The organism is Rhodococcus globerulus NBRC 14531 (assembly GCF_001894805.1).
In the GTDB taxonomy this organism is placed as follows: domain Bacteria; phylum Actinomycetota; class Actinomycetes; order Mycobacteriales; family Mycobacteriaceae; genus Rhodococcus_F; species Rhodococcus_F globerula.
The window spans coordinates 216,117-230,356 of sequence record NZ_BCWX01000003.1; the positions used below are offsets into that span (position 1 = coordinate 216,117).

Sequence of the window (14,240 nt, forward strand, 5' to 3'; positions counted from 1 at the left end):
TTACGTGGTGGGGCGTTCGGAGCCGACGACCCACATCGCGAAGTACTGTGAGCCACCGCCGTACGCGTGACCGAGGGCCTTGCGTGCATCGGCTACCTGGTGGTCGCCTGCCCTGCGCATTACCTGCATCGCGGATTCGGCAAACCGAATCATGCCGGACGCGCCGATCGGGTTGGACGAGAGAACCCCGCCCGACGGATTGACGGGGAGCTTGCCGCCGATAGCTGTTTCGCCGGCTTCGGTGAGCTTCCAGCCCTGTCCTTCCTCGGCAAATCCGAGGTTCTCGAGCCACATCGGTTCGAACCAGGAGAACGGCACATAGATTTCGGCGCAGTCGATCTCGCTGAGCGGATCCGTGATTCCGGCGGCCTTCCAGAGCGCTGCCGCAGCATCGCGTCCGGCCTGGGGGTTGACCTGGTCGCGACCCGCGTAGGTTGTCGGCTCGGTGCGCATCGCCGTTGCATGAATCCACGCGACGGTACGGCCTCGAGCCTCGACCTCGGCGGCGGCCTCTTCGTTGCCGATCACCAGCGCGCACGCGCCGTCAGAGGACGGGCACGTCTCGTCGTAGCGAATGGGATCCCACAGCATTTGTGACGCCTGAACGGATTCGACGGTGATATCGGGCTGCTTGAGGTGCGCGTACGGGTTGATGCTGCCGTTGAGACGGTCTTTTGCGGCAACAATGGCACCGATGTGCGAGGGTGCCCCCGAGCGACGGATATACGAACGGACGTGCGGCGCAAAGTAACCGCCGGCCCCGGCGCCGACCGGCATGTTGAAGGGAATCGGCGTGGACAGTGCCCACATCGCATTCGACTCCGACTGCTTCTCCCACGAAACCGTCAGAACCCGTTTGTGAACTCCGGATTTGACGAGGCTCGATGCCACGATCGCTGTCGAACCACCGACAGACCCGGCAGTGTGGACACGAAGCAACGGTTTCCCGTTGGCGCCGAGAGCATCCGACATGGCGAGTTCCGGCATCATCGATCCCTCGAACAAGTCGGGGGCCTTGCCGATCACCACGGCGTCGATGTCGTCCCAGCCGACATGTGCGTCGAGCATCGCGGCGTCGATCGCTTCGCGGACCAAGCCGGCCATCGACACGTCGTGACGCTTTGCGACGTAATGAGTCTGGCCGGTGCCGAGCACGGCCGCGAGTTGTGGCGTTCCGGCCATCAGTTCCGTCCCTCCAATACTGCTACCAGGTTCTGTTGCAGCACTGGGCCGCTGGTTGCATGGGCCAGTGCGCGATTCGCCTGGCCTCCCCAAATTGCCTGCGCTGCGTAACCGATACGTTCGAGACCACCCGCAAACATCGGGTTGCCGCTCAGTGGGCCACCAGACGGGTTGATCGTCGTTGCATCCGTGAGACCGATTGCCTCTTTGAGGATCAGTTCCTGATGGCTGAACGGTGCGTGGAGTTCGGCGATGTCGATGTTGCTGACATCGCCGCCCGTAGCAGCCTTCGCGGCGGATGCCGTCGACGGTGATGTCGTGAGATCACGTGCTCCGAGGTTCGGAGAGTCGATGCGGTGTTCGATGCCGGAAATCCAGGCCGGGCGCTCGCACAGGTCACGAGCGCGGGTGCCGGATGCCAGAACGATAGCGGCTGCTCCGTCGGTGATGGGCGCACAATCGTGGGCGCGCAACGGATCTGCGAGGAAGGGACTGGCAAGCAAAGCCTCGATGTCGACCTCGCCGGCGAGCTGCGCGTTGGGATTGCTCATCGCGTGACGACGGCTACGAGCGGTTACCTCGGCCATATCCTCGTGCGTCCACTTGCCTGCGTCGATACCGAGTCGTGCCTGCAGTCCGGCAATGGATACCGAGTCGGGCCACAGTGGCGCAACAAGATAAGGATCGAGTTGCATGGTGAGGATTTTGCGCAGGTGTCCTGCGGACGACTTGCCGAAGCCGTACACGAGTGCGGTATCGACCTCACCCGTCAAGATCTTGATCCAGGCCTCGTAGAACGCCCAGGCCGCGTCCATCTCGACGTGGGACTCGTTGATGGGCGGAACGGCACCGATGGAGTCGATAGCCGAGATGAAGGAAAACGATCGTCCGGCAAGATAATCGGAAGATCCCGAGCACCAGAAACCGATATCGGATTTGGTGATTCCCAGGTCTTTGTACAGTTGCTGGAAACAGGGGACCAGCATTTCGACGCCGTTGGTGGTGCCGTGGGTCTCGCGTACGTGCGGGGCTTGTGCAAAGCCCACCACTGCGATGTCTGCAGAAGTCATGTCAGAAGCCCTCACAGGTGGTGTTGGAAGGTGGAGTACTCGGCGTCGGGTTCACCGGTCGGCCTGAAGTATTCGATGTTTTCGAGCGTGTAACCCCACTCCTCGCGTGGCTTCCACTTGGCCTCGACGCGCATCCCCATGCGCACGTCGGCCGCGTCGCATTCCAAGATCAGATGCAGGAACGGAATGTCCGCGCCATCGAGCAGCACGTAAGCCGCGACGTACGGAGGCTTGATCCGCTGGCCGAGAAACGGAACGTTGACGATGCAGAACGTCGTGACAGTGCCCTTGTCCGGCAGTTCGACCTGTTCCTTCGTCGGAAATCCATTGGTGGGATTGGCGCCGCGCGGGGGAATGTAGACCTTGTCGCCCGGGCCGCTACGTCCGCCGATGAGTTTGCCCTCGGCGAGCCCGCGGAGGTAGAAGCTCTCCTCAGCCGACGCGGAGTGCATGAAGTTCAAGTCGATAGGCGTCGTGATCATGGTGACTGGATCCGCGCTCGAATCGACTGAGGCGATACCATTTTCGCTTTCGCCAGGCTCGAAGCACTCGATGTCCGTGATCTGACCGACTCGCTCCGACGCCCACCGAGCGCGCACGCGCATACCGGTGCTGATTGCGCTGGGGGAGTCGACGTCGACCGCGTGAAGCATGGCGGTGTCTGCGCCGTCGAGCTTGATGAGGGCCCACGCGAACGGCTTCGTGAGCGGTTGCCCGTCGATCGGTTCCGGCATCCACGACCAACTCACGACGGTTCCGCCGTCGGACACTCCGACGAAGTCTGTGAGTGGTTCGGCGGTATCCGGATCGAATTCGGGTGGCGGCACAAAAACTCGACCGTTCGACCCGCGCGCCCCGATCACCTTGCGATCACGCAAGGCAGTTACGAATGCGCCGATGGTCGGCCCCGTCGATCTGGTGTAGTCGAAATGGAGATTCAGTGGTGCGCTCAGTGGCTTTTCGGCCACCCCGCTCTTTCCGATGGTCACAAGATCGAGTAGAACAGGTTCTAGAGATTGTGGCAAGGGTCACTTCTGATCACCGGAGACGTGGAGGCGCAAGATGAAGCTTGGGTTGCAACTCGGATACTGGGGCGCACAGCCCCCCACGAACGCTCCGGAACTGATCGAAGCAGCCGAGAACGCGGGCTTCGATTCGGTCTTCGCCGCGGAGTCCTGGGGGTCCGACGCTTTCACGCCACTCGCCTGGTGGGGATCGCGAACAGAGAACCTTCGGTTGGGCACGTCCGTCGTCCAGATCTCTGCACGCACGCCCACCAGTTGCGCAATGCACGCGCTCACACTCGATCATCTCAGTGGTGGTCGGACCATCCTGGGGCTCGGCGTATCCGGGCCGCAGGTTGTCGAAGGGTGGTACGGGCAACCGTTCGAAAAGCCGCTCGCGCGCACCCGTGAATACGTGGACATCATCCGCCAGGTCCTCGCTCGCGAAAAACCCGTCGCCAGCTCCGGACCGCACTACCCGCTGCCGTACAACGGGCCCGGAAGTTCGGGTCTTGGCAAGCCGCTCAAGGCGATTACGCATCCATTGCGCGCCGACATCCCCATTTGGCTCGGCGCCGAAGGACCCAAGAATGTTGCCCTCGCCGGCGAAATCGCCGACGGTTGGCTAGCCATCTACTACACCCCGAGGCTCGCACCGATGTACAACAAGTGGCTTGACGAAGGATTCGCGCGCGCCGGAGCGCGTCGTAGCCGTGAAGACTTCGAGGTAGCTGCTACCTGCCAGGTCATCGTCACGGACGATCGCGCAGCAGCCATCGCCAAGCTCAAACCCATGACAGCCCTCTACGTGGGCGGAATGGGCGCACCGGAGTTGAACTTTCACGCCCAGGTCTACAAGCGCATGGGTTACGAGAAGGAGGTCGACGAGATCGGCCGGCTCTTCATGTCCGGTCGCAAGGAAGAAGCTGCGGCGGTCGTCCCCGACGAAATGGTCACCGAGACCATGATCATCGGCAACCTCGACGAAGTTCGGACCGGCGTTAAGCGCTGGGAAGAGGCCGGCGTCACGATGCTCCTCGTGACCTGCCGCGACGCCGATCATGTGCGGGAATTGGCGGCAGCGGTGCGGGGCTGACATTTTTTGAGCGAACGTACCTTTCAGCGCATCTGAGGCGATCAACGCCACTTTCGCACCGCGAAAGTTATCCACAGGTGCCGGTAAAACCCCAGGTCGCCGTCGATGGTGAGGGTGACTTGTGCGTCATGCTGCACTCATGCGTCGAGGCGAGTGGGGGCGGGACCCCGATGAGATTTACCGAGCCAGCACGAGCGGAGTAATCCGAGTGTCGGAGTTGGCGAGACTACGAGTGTCGAACTCAGCCGTTCACGGCAGATGCCGAGCCGGCGGGCCGTGGCAACGGATACTTCCCGGGGTCATCATGCTCGGAAACGGGCAGCCGACCCCACGGCAGCGGGCGGTAGCCGCGCTCATGTTCAGTGGCGCCGACGCGATGCTCACGGGTCGGTCCGCGTTGGCAGAGTACGGATATCGCAGCAATTCGGGTGACGTGCAGGTTCTGATACCGATCCATCGACGTGCGCAGTCGGTCGGATTTGTGGTGGCGGAGCGCACTATTCGGCTACCTGAACCAGAGACGCGGAGCGGCCTGCGTTGTGCGCCGCTTCCGCGTTCACTGCTCGACGCGGCCCGGCGATGTAGGGGCATCGGTCCTACTCGGGCGCTGATTGCGGAGGTCATTCAACGAGGTGATGCGTCGGTGCGTGAACTCGCCAAGGAACTCGATGCGGGAAGTTGTCGTGGGTCCGCCCTTCCTCGGGCAGTGTTGCGTGAGGTGAACGCCAATCTGCATTCCGTCCCGGAAATCGAGGCGCGCGAATTGTGGAAGCGAAGTGGTCTGCCCGACATGTTGTTCAACCAAGAGATACGCGACGCGGACGGAAAATTCATCGCAATTCCGGATGGATGGATCGACTCCGTCGCATTCGCGTGGGACATCGATTCGTTGGAGTGGCACTTGTCGCCGACGGACTACAAACGCACGGTCGAGCGTCGGACGCGGATGCAAAACGCCGGAATTATCGTGCTTCCCACGGTGCCGAGCGCGCTGCGTACCGACCCTGAACGTGTCATCGACGACCTCAAGAGACATTTTGCGCTTGCTTGCTCTCGTCCGCGACCACAAGTGTCCGCCGTCGCGAACTGATCAGAATCAGCATAAGCGGGACGAAGTGGACCGAAACAGACCGAGCGAACGTACCTTTCGTCGCCTTGGATGCGCCGAAAGGTACGTTCGCTCGAAAAGGGGAGTGGGAGGAGCCTCAGACTCCCTTGAACTTGGGCGCCCGCTTCTCGCCGAAGGCTCGGGGGCCTTCCTTTGCGTCCGCGCTCATGAAGACCTTCATGCCCAGCTCCGCGTCGATGCGGAAGGCTTCTTCCTCGTGCATGCCCTCGGTGTCGCGGATGGTCTTGAGGATCGCCTGGACTGCGAGAGGTCCGTTGGCGGAGATGAGGTCGGCAAGTTCGAGTGCCTTGTCGAGAGCCTGACCGTCCGGGACGACGTGGCCGATGAGACCGATTTCCTTGGCTTCCGGGGCTTTGATGTGGCGTCCGGTGAGCAGAATATCCGCGGCGATGGTGTACGGAATCTGTCGGACCAGGCGCACTGCTGAACCGCCGAGCGGAAAGAGTCCCCACTTGGCTTCGGACACTCCGAATTTGGCGCTTTCGCCGGCAACACGGATGTCGGTGCCTTGCAGGATTTCGGTTCCGCCGGCGATGGCGGCGCCTTCGACGGCTGCGATGAGGGGCTTGGTGAGCCGTCGGCCTTTGAGGAGACCTTCGATTTTGGACATGTCGACGCCGCCGCCGGCAAAGGCGTCTCCCGGGGGTTTGGCGGACATGTTCTTGAGGTCGGCGCCGGCGCAGAAATCGCCCCCGGCTCCGGTGAGGACGGCGACGCGGATGTCTGGGTCGTTGTCGACCTGATCCCAGGCGTCGACCATGATCGCCATCATGTCGCCGGTGATGGCGTTCTTCCGCTCGGGGCGATTCATGGTGATGATCAGGACGTGACCGCGTTTCTCCACGAGGCAGTGCGGTGCAGTTTCCGAAGTGTCGGATTTTTCGGTCGTCGTAGAGGACACTGATGGCTCCTGGGGCGTCTGTGAGCTGGCTCTCAAATTGGGTCTTGCCAGAAAAGGTAACACGTTCTACTTTGAAGGGCGTGGCCCTTAACATCGCAGACTTCGTAGAGCACTCGATCGACCTCGTTCCGGACCGGGTTGCACTGGTCTCCGATGATCGGGAGGTGACGTACGCGCAACTCGAGGACCGCGCCAACAGGCTCGGTCACTACCTGCGCGAACATGGCGTGAAGCCGGGTGACAAGGTCGGCATCTACTGCCGCAATGTCATCGAGGCAATCGAGGCCATGGTCGCGATCTTCAAGATCCGGGCGGTGATGGTCAACATCAACTACCGCTATGTCGAGAACGAGTTGCAATACATCTTCGACAATTCGGACATGGTTGCGCTGGTCGCCGAGCGTCGATACGCAGACAAGATCAAGAACGTTCTCCCGAACGCGCCCCTCGTCAAGTCGGTTGTCGTCATCGAAGACGGCACCGACGGCGACTACTCGTCGTTCGGCATCGAGTACGAAGCCGCACTGGCGCAGAGTTCGGGCGAGCGCGATTTCGAGGATCGCAGCAACGACGACATCTTCATGCTCTACACCGGCGGCACGACGGGTAGCCCGAAGGGCGTCATGTGGCGCCACGAAGACTGGTGGCGCGTGCTCGGTGGTGGCATCAACTTCGTCACCGGAGTTGCGGTCGAGGACGAGTACGAGATGGCGAAGGTCGGCGCCGCCAACCCGAGCATGGTTCGCTATCCGATTCCTCCGATGATCCACGGCGGCTCGCAGTCGGCGGTGTTCCACAGTCTCTTCGGCGGCGGAACCTGTTTGATGCACCCTGAGTTCGACGCCCACGAGGTGTGGCAGAACATCGACAAGCACAAGGTCAACCTCATCTTCATCACCGGCGACGCGATGGCTCGACCGATGCTCGACGCGTTGATTGCCGGAAACTCGGAAACGGGTGAGCCTTACGATCTTTCGTCGCTGTACGTCATGGCAAGCAGCGCGGCGCTCTTCTCGCCGAGCATTCAGGAGCAGTTCCTGGAGCTGCTGCCCAACCGTCTGCTCACAGACTCCATCGGAGCGTCGGAGACCGGCTTCGGCGGCTTGGCGGTTCTCTCCAAGGGGCAGAAGCACACTGGCGGTCCGACGGTCAAGATCGACGCCTCCACAACGGTTCTCGGCGACGACGGCAACGAGGTCGAACCGGGATCGGGTCAGCGCGGCATGCTTGCGCGCAGGGGCAACATCCCGCTCGGTTACTACAAGGACGAGGTCAAGACGGCCGAGACGTTCCGCACCATCAATGGTGTTCGGTACTCGATTCCCGGCGACTACGCGCAGGTCGAAGCCGACGGCACGGTCACGATGCTCGGACGCGGTTCGGTATCCATCAACAGCGGCGGCGAGAAGGTGTACCCGGAAGAGGTCGAAGGCGCGTTGAAGGCGCACCCCGACATCTTCGACGTGCTGGTGGTCGGTGTCCCGGACGAGCGTTTCGGGCAACGAGTTGCCGCGGTGGTTCAGGTTCGTGAAGGTACGTCTCCGACGCTGCACGACATCGCCACAGCAGCACGCAAAGAGATTGCCGGATACAAGGTTCCGCGCAGCGTGTGGTTTGTCGACCAGATCAAGCGCAACCCGGCAGGCAAGCCGGACTACCGGTGGGCGAAGGCCGAAACAGAATCCCGTGAGGCCGACGACCACAACGGCAACGGTGCTCCCGAGGCAAACAGTGCAGAGAGCGTGGAAGCCTGATGAGATCCGATCTTGCCGACAAGTTCGGCATCGAATACCCGATCTTCGGATTCACGCCGTCGGAGCACGTAGCGGCCGCGATCTCTCGCGCCGGCGGACTCGGAGTCCTGGGGTGCGTGCGATTCAACGACCCCGAAGAACTCGAAGCTGCCCTGACCTGGATGGACGAGAACACCGACGGTAAACCGTACGGCGTCGACATCGTCATGCCCGCAAAGGTTCCCACCGAGGGCGGCGCGATCGATCTCGACAAGTTGATCCCGGCCGAGCACCGCGCGTTTGTCGATCGCACCCTCGACGAGCTCGGTGTGCCGCCGTTGTCCGACGATGTCGAACATGCCACTGGTGTGTTGGGCTGGCTGCACTCCGTTGCCCGCTCGCACGTCGATGTTGCTCTGGGGCATCGAATTGCCTTGATCGCCAATGCTCTTGGTTCACCGCCGAAAGATGTCATCGATCAGGCTCATGCAAAGGGGGTCCCGGTCGCGGCGCTGGCCGGTGCTGTCGAACATGCCCGTCGTCATGTGGAGAACGGCGTCGACATCGTGATCGCCCAGGGCTACGAAGCCGGCGGGCATACCGGTGAGATCGCCTCCATGGTGCTGGTTCCCGAAATCGTCGACGCCCTCGGTGACTCTGCGGCCGTGTTGGCTGCCGGCGGAATCGGAAGCGGTCGACAGGTGGCTGCAGCTCTTGCGCTCGGTGCGTCCGGAGTGTGGATGGGTTCGTACTGGCTCACCACGTCGGAGTACAAACTGGGCAGCGCGTCAGGGGAGGGGCCGTCGGCAATTCAACGTGCATTGCTGAAAGCGACGTCGGCGGACACCGTTCGGTCCCGGATCTATTCGGGCAAGCCGGCGCGGTTGCTCAAGACGAAGTGGACCGAAGCGTGGTCGAAGCCCGGCGCACCCGACGCGTTGCCGATGCCGTTGCAGAATCTTCTGGTCAGTGATGCGCACCAACGTATTTCGGCGTCGGAGAATCCTGACGTCGTCGCAATGCCGGTCGGTCAGATCGTGGGGCGGATGAACGAGATCCGTCCGGTCGCCGAGGTTATGGCGGAGTTGGTTTCCGGATTCGAAGATGCGCGTGCGCGTCTCGACTCCATGAAATAGCAGCTCCATGAAATAGCAGACAGAGCAAAAGGCTCTCGGCCACAGTGGCCGAGAGCCTTTTGTTGTTTCAGCCCGCCAAGTCGTCCGGTCCGACGTTGTCGGCCAGCCATTCTCCGCGACTGAGCACGCCGCCGTCGTCTCGACGACGGGCGATCACGAAAATGACCAGGGCAGCGGCGGCGACCAACGCGAGGATGCGCGATGGCGTCAGGTTCGGATTCTTCATACTTGTAATTTTGCCGCAAGATCTGTCGGCATGGGAGATACCGTGTCGAAGATCAATGCTGCCTTGAATGTCCTAGGTCGATGTGTCCGCGTGCAGGTTTCCGATCCGCTGTCGTAGACCACCGAAATGCACGTCGAGAGTGTGCGCAGCTTCGATGGCATCGCCGGTACGAATAGCGTCGAGAATTGCGCGATGCTTCGACGCTATATCGACGAGCGGTGTATCCGAATGCCCGATTGCCTGCTGGATTTCGCTGTACACCTGCCAGAAGACATCCATCAATTGTGCAAGCACCTGATTGTCGAGCGGTGAATACAACCGGCTGTGGAAAGTCGCATCGATATCGGAGAAATTCTTTCCGGCTGCTGCGCGGACTTCCATCCCTGTGACGAGTTCGTCGAGAGCGTCGTGGTCCTCGGTGGTCATCTCTGCCATTGCGGCGCCGATCAGACCGGTTTCGAGAGCCTGACGGATATCGACCAATTCCATCGCTTCGTGGCCGGTGCCCTGAAGTGACAATCTGCCCCGGAACGTCAGGCCGTCGGCCAGCGCGTCGAAGTTACTCGGAGCGACAAACATTCCGAAACCGTGCCGGATTTCGACGACGCCCAAGGCCTGCAGAACCTTGAGAGCCTCGCGCAGAGTGTTCCTGCCGATTCCCAGTTCTTCGGAGAGTTCCGCCTCGGTGGGCATCGGATCACCGGGGGAGAGCCGACGATCCAGGATCAGGTTCATGATGTCTGATTGAAGTGCGCGCATACGGTTCTGCGCGCTGAAACGAGCACGCGGTGTGCCACTCCGAACAGACATCGATTCCCCTTTTCCGAATTGAACGTCCTTCATCCTATGTCCGCTTGTCGACTCCATCGGGTATCACGCATCCACGGTGCGTTGCAGCAGGCTTGGGGCCGCGCCGAGCAGTTTTGCGGTGTAGGCGTCTGATGGGTTGTCGAACACTTCTTGCGCAGTTCCCTGTTCGACGATCCGCCCGGCATTCATCACGACAATGCTGTCGGAGACGTAGCGAACGGTCTGGATATCGTGCGAGATGAAGACCATTCCCAGCCCGAGTCGTGCCTTGATGTCGCTGAGCAAATTCAGGATCTGCGCGCGCACCGACACGTCGAGTGCGGATGTCGGCTCGTCGGCGACGATCACGTCCGGTTCGAGTGCCAGCGCACGGGCGATGGCAACGCGCTGGCGCTGTCCGCCCGAGATCTGACTCGGGATGACTTCGAGCGCGGATTGGGGAAGCCCGACCAGTCCGACCAGTTCGCGGACCCGAGCAGAGCGGGTGGAACGATTCCCGATGCCGTGTACGTCGAGTGGATCGGTGAGGATGTCGGCCACCGTCATTCGCGCATTGAGCGCGGTGGCCGGGTCCTGGAACACGATGGAGATAGCGCGCCCGAATTCCTTGCGGACCGACGCCGATCGGGTCAGAGCACTCTGTCCACGAAAGACGACGTCGCCCGACGTCGGCTTCTGCAGTCCGACCATGACCTTCGCGAGCGTCGACTTGCCGCAACCGGACTCGCCCACGATGCCGATCGTCGTCCCTCGTCGCACGGCGATACTGACATCGTTGACGGCGTGCACGGTTCCGGGTTTGAACAACGATCCCGAACGAGTCTTGTGGACGACGTGAATGTTCTTCAGTTCCAGGATGGGTGTTTCGGCTGTGGTCATCGCACGCTCTCCAATTCCGATTCTGCGGATACGGGTGCCGCGGACTGGTTGGCGAACCAGTGCTCGGTCCCGCCGATCCGAACCATCTCGGGCTTTCGGTGGGGATCGGAATCCGGACGCAGGGAACGTTCGGCAAAACGGTCACCGGTGGCGAAGCTGCCGGGCGACGGCACGGTTCCCTGGATCTGGTGGAGCCGCGGAGCCTCGTCCTCGATGGAGAGAACGGCGCCGAGGAGGCCCTGGGTGTATTCGTGACGCGGATCGATGAGCAGATCGCTGGTGGGCGCAGACTCGACGACCTGACCGGCGTACATCACCGTGATCTTGTGGGCGAGCGAAGCAACGAGTGCAAGATCGTGGCTCACGAAAACCATCGCAAAGCCGAGCTTTTCCCGCAGATCGTTGAGCAGGTCCACCACCTGAGCCTGGACGGTGACGTCGAGAGCAGTGGTGGGCTCGTCGGCGACGATCAGGCGCGGGCTACGCGTGAGCGACATCGCGATGAGGACGCGCTGGCGTTGACCACCCGACAACTCGTGCGGGTAGCTGGCAAGCGTGCGAACCGGGTCGAGTCCGACAAGTTCGAGAAGTTCCTCGGCGGTACGTGTTCCGCCTCTCTTGGTGAGCTGCTTGAACTGGGCGCGGATCAACATTGCCGGGTTCAGGGAGCTGAGTGCGTCCTGGTAGATCATGGCCATGTCGTGTCCGCGAAGCTTGTTTCGTTCCCGGTTGTTCAGTTCGAGGACGTTGACGCCGTCGAAGAGGATCTCACCGGTCACCACTGCGGTCTTGGGCAGCAGGCCCATGATCGCCAGTGACGTCAGCGACTTGCCACAGCCTGATTCGCCGACCAGAGCCATCGTCTCGTTCGGACGGACCGTGAAGCTGACGTTGTCGACGATTGCGGTGTCGCCGTAGCGTTCCGGGAAACGGATCGTCAGATTGCGTACCTCGAGCAGTGGAGCGGCGTCGCCTTCGTAGACAAGACGATCGGTGCGTGTCCGTTCGGTTTCCGCCAGGATTTTCAGGTGCGTTTCGAGTGGCGTCGGCGCGACGACCGGTTTCAGCGCCTTGGTGACAATGACACTCGAGTCGGCGAAGTCATCACTGACAACCAGTGATTCGGCGTCTCGCGCGGCCTCTTCTTCCAGGATGAGCTCGTTGGACGTTTCCTCCGCAGCGGCGGTGCTGGCTGATTCGAGAGCTGTCTTCTTGGTCTTCTTCAGGCTCGGATCAGCCATCGCGTCGGTGAGACCCTCGGCGAGGACGTTCAGGGAGAGCACGGTCAGAAGAATCAGCAGACCGGGGAACACCGTTGCCCACCAACCACCGAGCAGGACCATGTTCTTGCCGTCGGCGATTACCGATCCCCACGACGGGTCCGGTGGTCGCACGCCCGCGCCGATGAACGACAGGCTGGCTTCGAGCACGATGGCGTCGGCAACCATGACCGTGCAGAACACGAGAACAGGGGCAGCGCAGTTGGTGACGACGTGCTTGACGACGATGTGGGAAGTGCTTGCCCCGATGACTTTTTCAGCGGCGACGTAATCCTCGCCGTACTGGGCGAGCACGTTGGCGCGAACGACACGCGCAACCATCGGGGTGTAGAGGAAGGCGATGGTGACGATGAGGACGGGGATCGAACCGCCGAACGCTGCAACGAGGACGGCTGCGAGCGCGATGCCCGGGAACGCCATGACGACGTCGAGCACACGCATGATGGTCTCGTCGACGGACTTTCGGCTGGTTGCGGCCACCGAACCGATGAGGGCGCCGGCGCACAGTGCCAGGAAGGTGGACCCGAGGCCGATAGTCAGTGACCAGCGTCCGCCGTACAGCAAGCGGCTGAACAGATCTCGGCCGAGACTGTCCTGGCCGAACCAGTGTTCCGCGCTGGGGCCGGACGTACCCACAGCTTGTTCGAGCGGGCTGTACTGCGTGATGAGCGGCGCGAACAGGCAGGCGAGGACGATGATCGCGAGGACGGCCATCGACAGCCAGGCGGAGAGGGGAAACCGTGAAAAGGTGATACCGGGACGCGAAAGCTTCTCGGTGAGTTTTCTTCTCATCATGCTGCGCTCCGAAGTCGTGGATTGACAAGCAGGTAGAGGATGTCGACCGCGAGGTTGACGACGACGAAACCGACTGCGATGACGATGACAACACCCTGGACAACTGCAGGGTCGCCGTTGGTGACGCCGTTGATCATGAGCTGACCCATGCCGGGAAGGCCGAAGATCTGCTCGATGACAACGGCGCCACCCAAGAGATACCCGACGCGCAGACCCAGAACGGTGAGCGGGTTGATCAGCGCGTTACGCAACACGTTTCGCCCGATCACCACGGGGTAGGGCAGGCCGCTTCCGATGGCCGTGCGGACGTAATCCTTGTCCAATTCCTCGACCATGGACGTGCGGATGATGCGGGTGAGTTGAGCCGCGACGGGGAGTGACAGAGACAAGGCGGGGAGCGCCATGTACCACAGCCAGTCCGTGACCGAGTCGGCCGGATTGACGTAGCCGCCGGTGGGGAACCACCCGAGTTTGACAGCTAGATACTGAATCATGAGCAGCGCCAACCAGAATGACGGTGCGGCGACGCCGGCGAGTGAAACCACCCGGATGACCTGATCTGGCCAACGATCACGGAACAGGGCGCTGGTGACACCGAAGATCAGTGAGAGCACGATGGCGATCACCAGGCCCAGAACAGTGAGTTGAATCGTCAGCGGCAGTGCCGTGGAGATCGAATCCAGTACCGGGGTACCGGAAATCAGGCTGTCACCCATGTTCCCACTGAGGAGATCGGTGACGAAGTGGACGTACTGCAGCGGCAGTGGGTCGAGCAGTCCGTTCTCTTCCTTGAACTGCTGCAACTGTTCTGCCGTCGGGTTACCACCGTTGAACGCCGCCGTTGCGGGATCGGTGGGCGCGAACTGCATCACGATGAAAACAAACGCGATGATGCCGAGGATCAGGGGGATCAGTATCAGTAATCGCCTGATCAGCATGGGGAGGACTCTGGCCATCGGGGGATCTCTCAGTTGATGGGAAATTGCCGCGCGCGGGCGA

The 14,240-nt window shown here is 61.7% G+C and carries 13 protein-coding genes; 4 read left to right on the forward strand and 9 right to left on the reverse strand.

Translation table 11 applies throughout. The annotated features are described in order from the left end of the window. The 3 genes from RG2_RS16235 to RG2_RS16245 are packed head-to-tail and all read right to left on the reverse strand — an operon-like array spanning position 1 to position 3,241. Positions 1 to 1,182, reverse strand: a complete 1,182-nt coding sequence (locus tag RG2_RS16235) for a thiolase family protein (protein ID WP_033232320.1) — start codon at positions 1,180 to 1,182, stop codon at positions 1 to 3. Beyond that, complete coding sequence (locus RG2_RS16240; protein ID WP_033232319.1) at positions 1,182 to 2,252, reverse strand: thiolase family protein; 1,071 nt, start codon at positions 2,250 to 2,252, stop codon at positions 1,182 to 1,184. The genes RG2_RS16235 and RG2_RS16240 overlap by 1 nt, the downstream gene beginning before the upstream one ends. 11 nt (positions 2,253 to 2,263) lie before the next feature. Beyond that, entirely contained in the window at positions 2,264 to 3,241 is a 978-nt protein-coding gene (locus RG2_RS16245; RefSeq protein WP_179300839.1) for a Zn-ribbon domain-containing OB-fold protein, read from the reverse strand. A 73-nt stretch (positions 3,242 to 3,314) separates the two neighbouring features. On the opposite strand from RG2_RS16245, the gene RG2_RS16250 reads away from it, so the two are divergent. Then, a complete protein-coding gene (locus RG2_RS16250) occupies positions 3,315 to 4,352 on the forward strand; it encodes an LLM class F420-dependent oxidoreductase (RefSeq protein WP_033232317.1) in 1,038 nt (345 codons plus the stop codon). A gap of 139 nt (positions 4,353 to 4,491) precedes the next feature. Continuing rightward, positions 4,492 to 5,442 carry a hypothetical protein gene (locus RG2_RS16255; protein WP_033232619.1) on the forward strand — a complete coding sequence of 317 codons (951 nt, stop codon included), beginning with the start codon at positions 4,492 to 4,494 and terminating at the stop codon, positions 5,440 to 5,442. A 115-nt stretch (positions 5,443 to 5,557) separates the two neighbouring features. Here the strand turns inward: RG2_RS16255 and RG2_RS16260 are convergent, their stop codons facing one another. After that, complete coding sequence (locus RG2_RS16260; protein WP_033232316.1) at positions 5,558 to 6,382, reverse strand: crotonase/enoyl-CoA hydratase family protein; 825 nt, start codon at positions 6,380 to 6,382, stop codon at positions 5,558 to 5,560. An 80-nt stretch (positions 6,383 to 6,462) separates the two neighbouring features. Here RG2_RS16260 and RG2_RS16265 point away from each other — a divergent pair, with 80 nt between their 5' ends. Further along, the gene (locus RG2_RS16265; protein ID WP_033232314.1) at positions 6,463 to 8,136 is read left to right on the forward strand and encodes an acyl-CoA synthetase; all 1,674 of its coding nucleotides are present in this window, start codon (positions 6,463 to 6,465) and stop codon (positions 8,134 to 8,136) included. Further along, positions 8,136 to 9,251 (forward strand): NAD(P)H-dependent flavin oxidoreductase, encoded by a 1,116-nt coding sequence (locus RG2_RS16270; protein WP_033232313.1) that lies wholly within the window; start codon positions 8,136 to 8,138, stop codon positions 9,249 to 9,251. Before RG2_RS16265 ends, RG2_RS16270 begins: the two co-directional genes overlap by 1 nt. 67 nt (positions 9,252 to 9,318) lie before the next feature. Here RG2_RS16270 and RG2_RS31830 read toward each other — a convergent pair whose 3' ends face one another. The 5 genes from RG2_RS31830 to RG2_RS16290 form a co-directional block, all read right to left on the reverse strand. Continuing rightward, complete coding sequence (locus RG2_RS31830) at positions 9,319 to 9,477, reverse strand: hypothetical protein (protein WP_165826328.1); 159 nt, start codon at positions 9,475 to 9,477, stop codon at positions 9,319 to 9,321. 72 nt (positions 9,478 to 9,549) lie between these two features. After that, positions 9,550 to 10,287 carry a FadR/GntR family transcriptional regulator gene (locus tag RG2_RS16275; protein WP_033232618.1) on the reverse strand — a complete coding sequence of 246 codons (738 nt, stop codon included), beginning with the start codon at positions 10,285 to 10,287 and terminating at the stop codon, positions 9,550 to 9,552. A gap of 63 nt (positions 10,288 to 10,350) precedes the next feature. Beyond that, complete coding sequence (locus tag RG2_RS16280; protein ID WP_033232312.1) at positions 10,351 to 11,166, reverse strand: ABC transporter ATP-binding protein; 816 nt, start codon at positions 11,164 to 11,166, stop codon at positions 10,351 to 10,353. Beyond that, complete coding sequence (locus tag RG2_RS16285; protein WP_033232614.1) at positions 11,163 to 13,238, reverse strand: dipeptide/oligopeptide/nickel ABC transporter permease/ATP-binding protein; 2,076 nt, start codon at positions 13,236 to 13,238, stop codon at positions 11,163 to 11,165. The genes RG2_RS16280 and RG2_RS16285 overlap by 4 nt, the downstream gene beginning before the upstream one ends. Then, positions 13,238 to 14,197: an ABC transporter permease gene (locus RG2_RS16290; protein WP_033232310.1), complete on the reverse strand. Its 960-nt coding sequence runs from the start codon at positions 14,195 to 14,197 to the stop codon at positions 13,238 to 13,240. The genes RG2_RS16285 and RG2_RS16290 overlap by 1 nt, the downstream gene beginning before the upstream one ends. Between the last annotated feature and the right edge of the window lie 43 nt (positions 14,198 to 14,240).

What these genes read in the sequence shown, in the direction of transcription:
- RG2_RS16235 (WP_033232320.1), bottom strand. Translation starts at nt 1,182, where the DNA reads ATGGCCGGAACGCCACAACTCGCGGCCGTGCTCGGCACCGGCCAGACT.
- RG2_RS16240 (WP_033232319.1), bottom strand. Translation starts at nt 2,252, where the DNA reads ATGACTTCTGCAGACATCGCAGTGGTGGGCTTTGCACAAGCCCCGCAC.
- RG2_RS16250 (WP_033232317.1), top strand. Translation starts at nt 3,315, where the DNA reads ATGAAGCTTGGGTTGCAACTCGGATACTGGGGCGCACAGCCCCCCACG.
- RG2_RS16255 (WP_033232619.1), top strand. Translation starts at nt 4,492, where the DNA reads ATGCGTCGAGGCGAGTGGGGGCGGGACCCCGATGAGATTTACCGAGCC.
- RG2_RS16270 (WP_033232313.1), top strand. Translation starts at nt 8,136, where the DNA reads ATGAGATCCGATCTTGCCGACAAGTTCGGCATCGAATACCCGATCTTC.
- RG2_RS31830 (WP_165826328.1), bottom strand. Translation starts at nt 9,477, where the DNA reads ATGAAGAATCCGAACCTGACGCCATCGCGCATCCTCGCGTTGGTCGCC.
- RG2_RS16275 (WP_033232618.1), bottom strand. Translation starts at nt 10,287, where the DNA reads ATGTCTGTTCGGAGTGGCACACCGCGTGCTCGTTTCAGCGCGCAGAAC.
- RG2_RS16280 (WP_033232312.1), bottom strand. Translation starts at nt 11,166, where the DNA reads ATGACCACAGCCGAAACACCCATCCTGGAACTGAAGAACATTCACGTC.
- RG2_RS16285 (WP_033232614.1), bottom strand. Translation starts at nt 13,238, where the DNA reads ATGAGAAGAAAACTCACCGAGAAGCTTTCGCGTCCCGGTATCACCTTT.
- RG2_RS16290 (WP_033232310.1), bottom strand. Translation starts at nt 14,197, where the DNA reads ATGGCCAGAGTCCTCCCCATGCTGATCAGGCGATTACTGATACTGATC.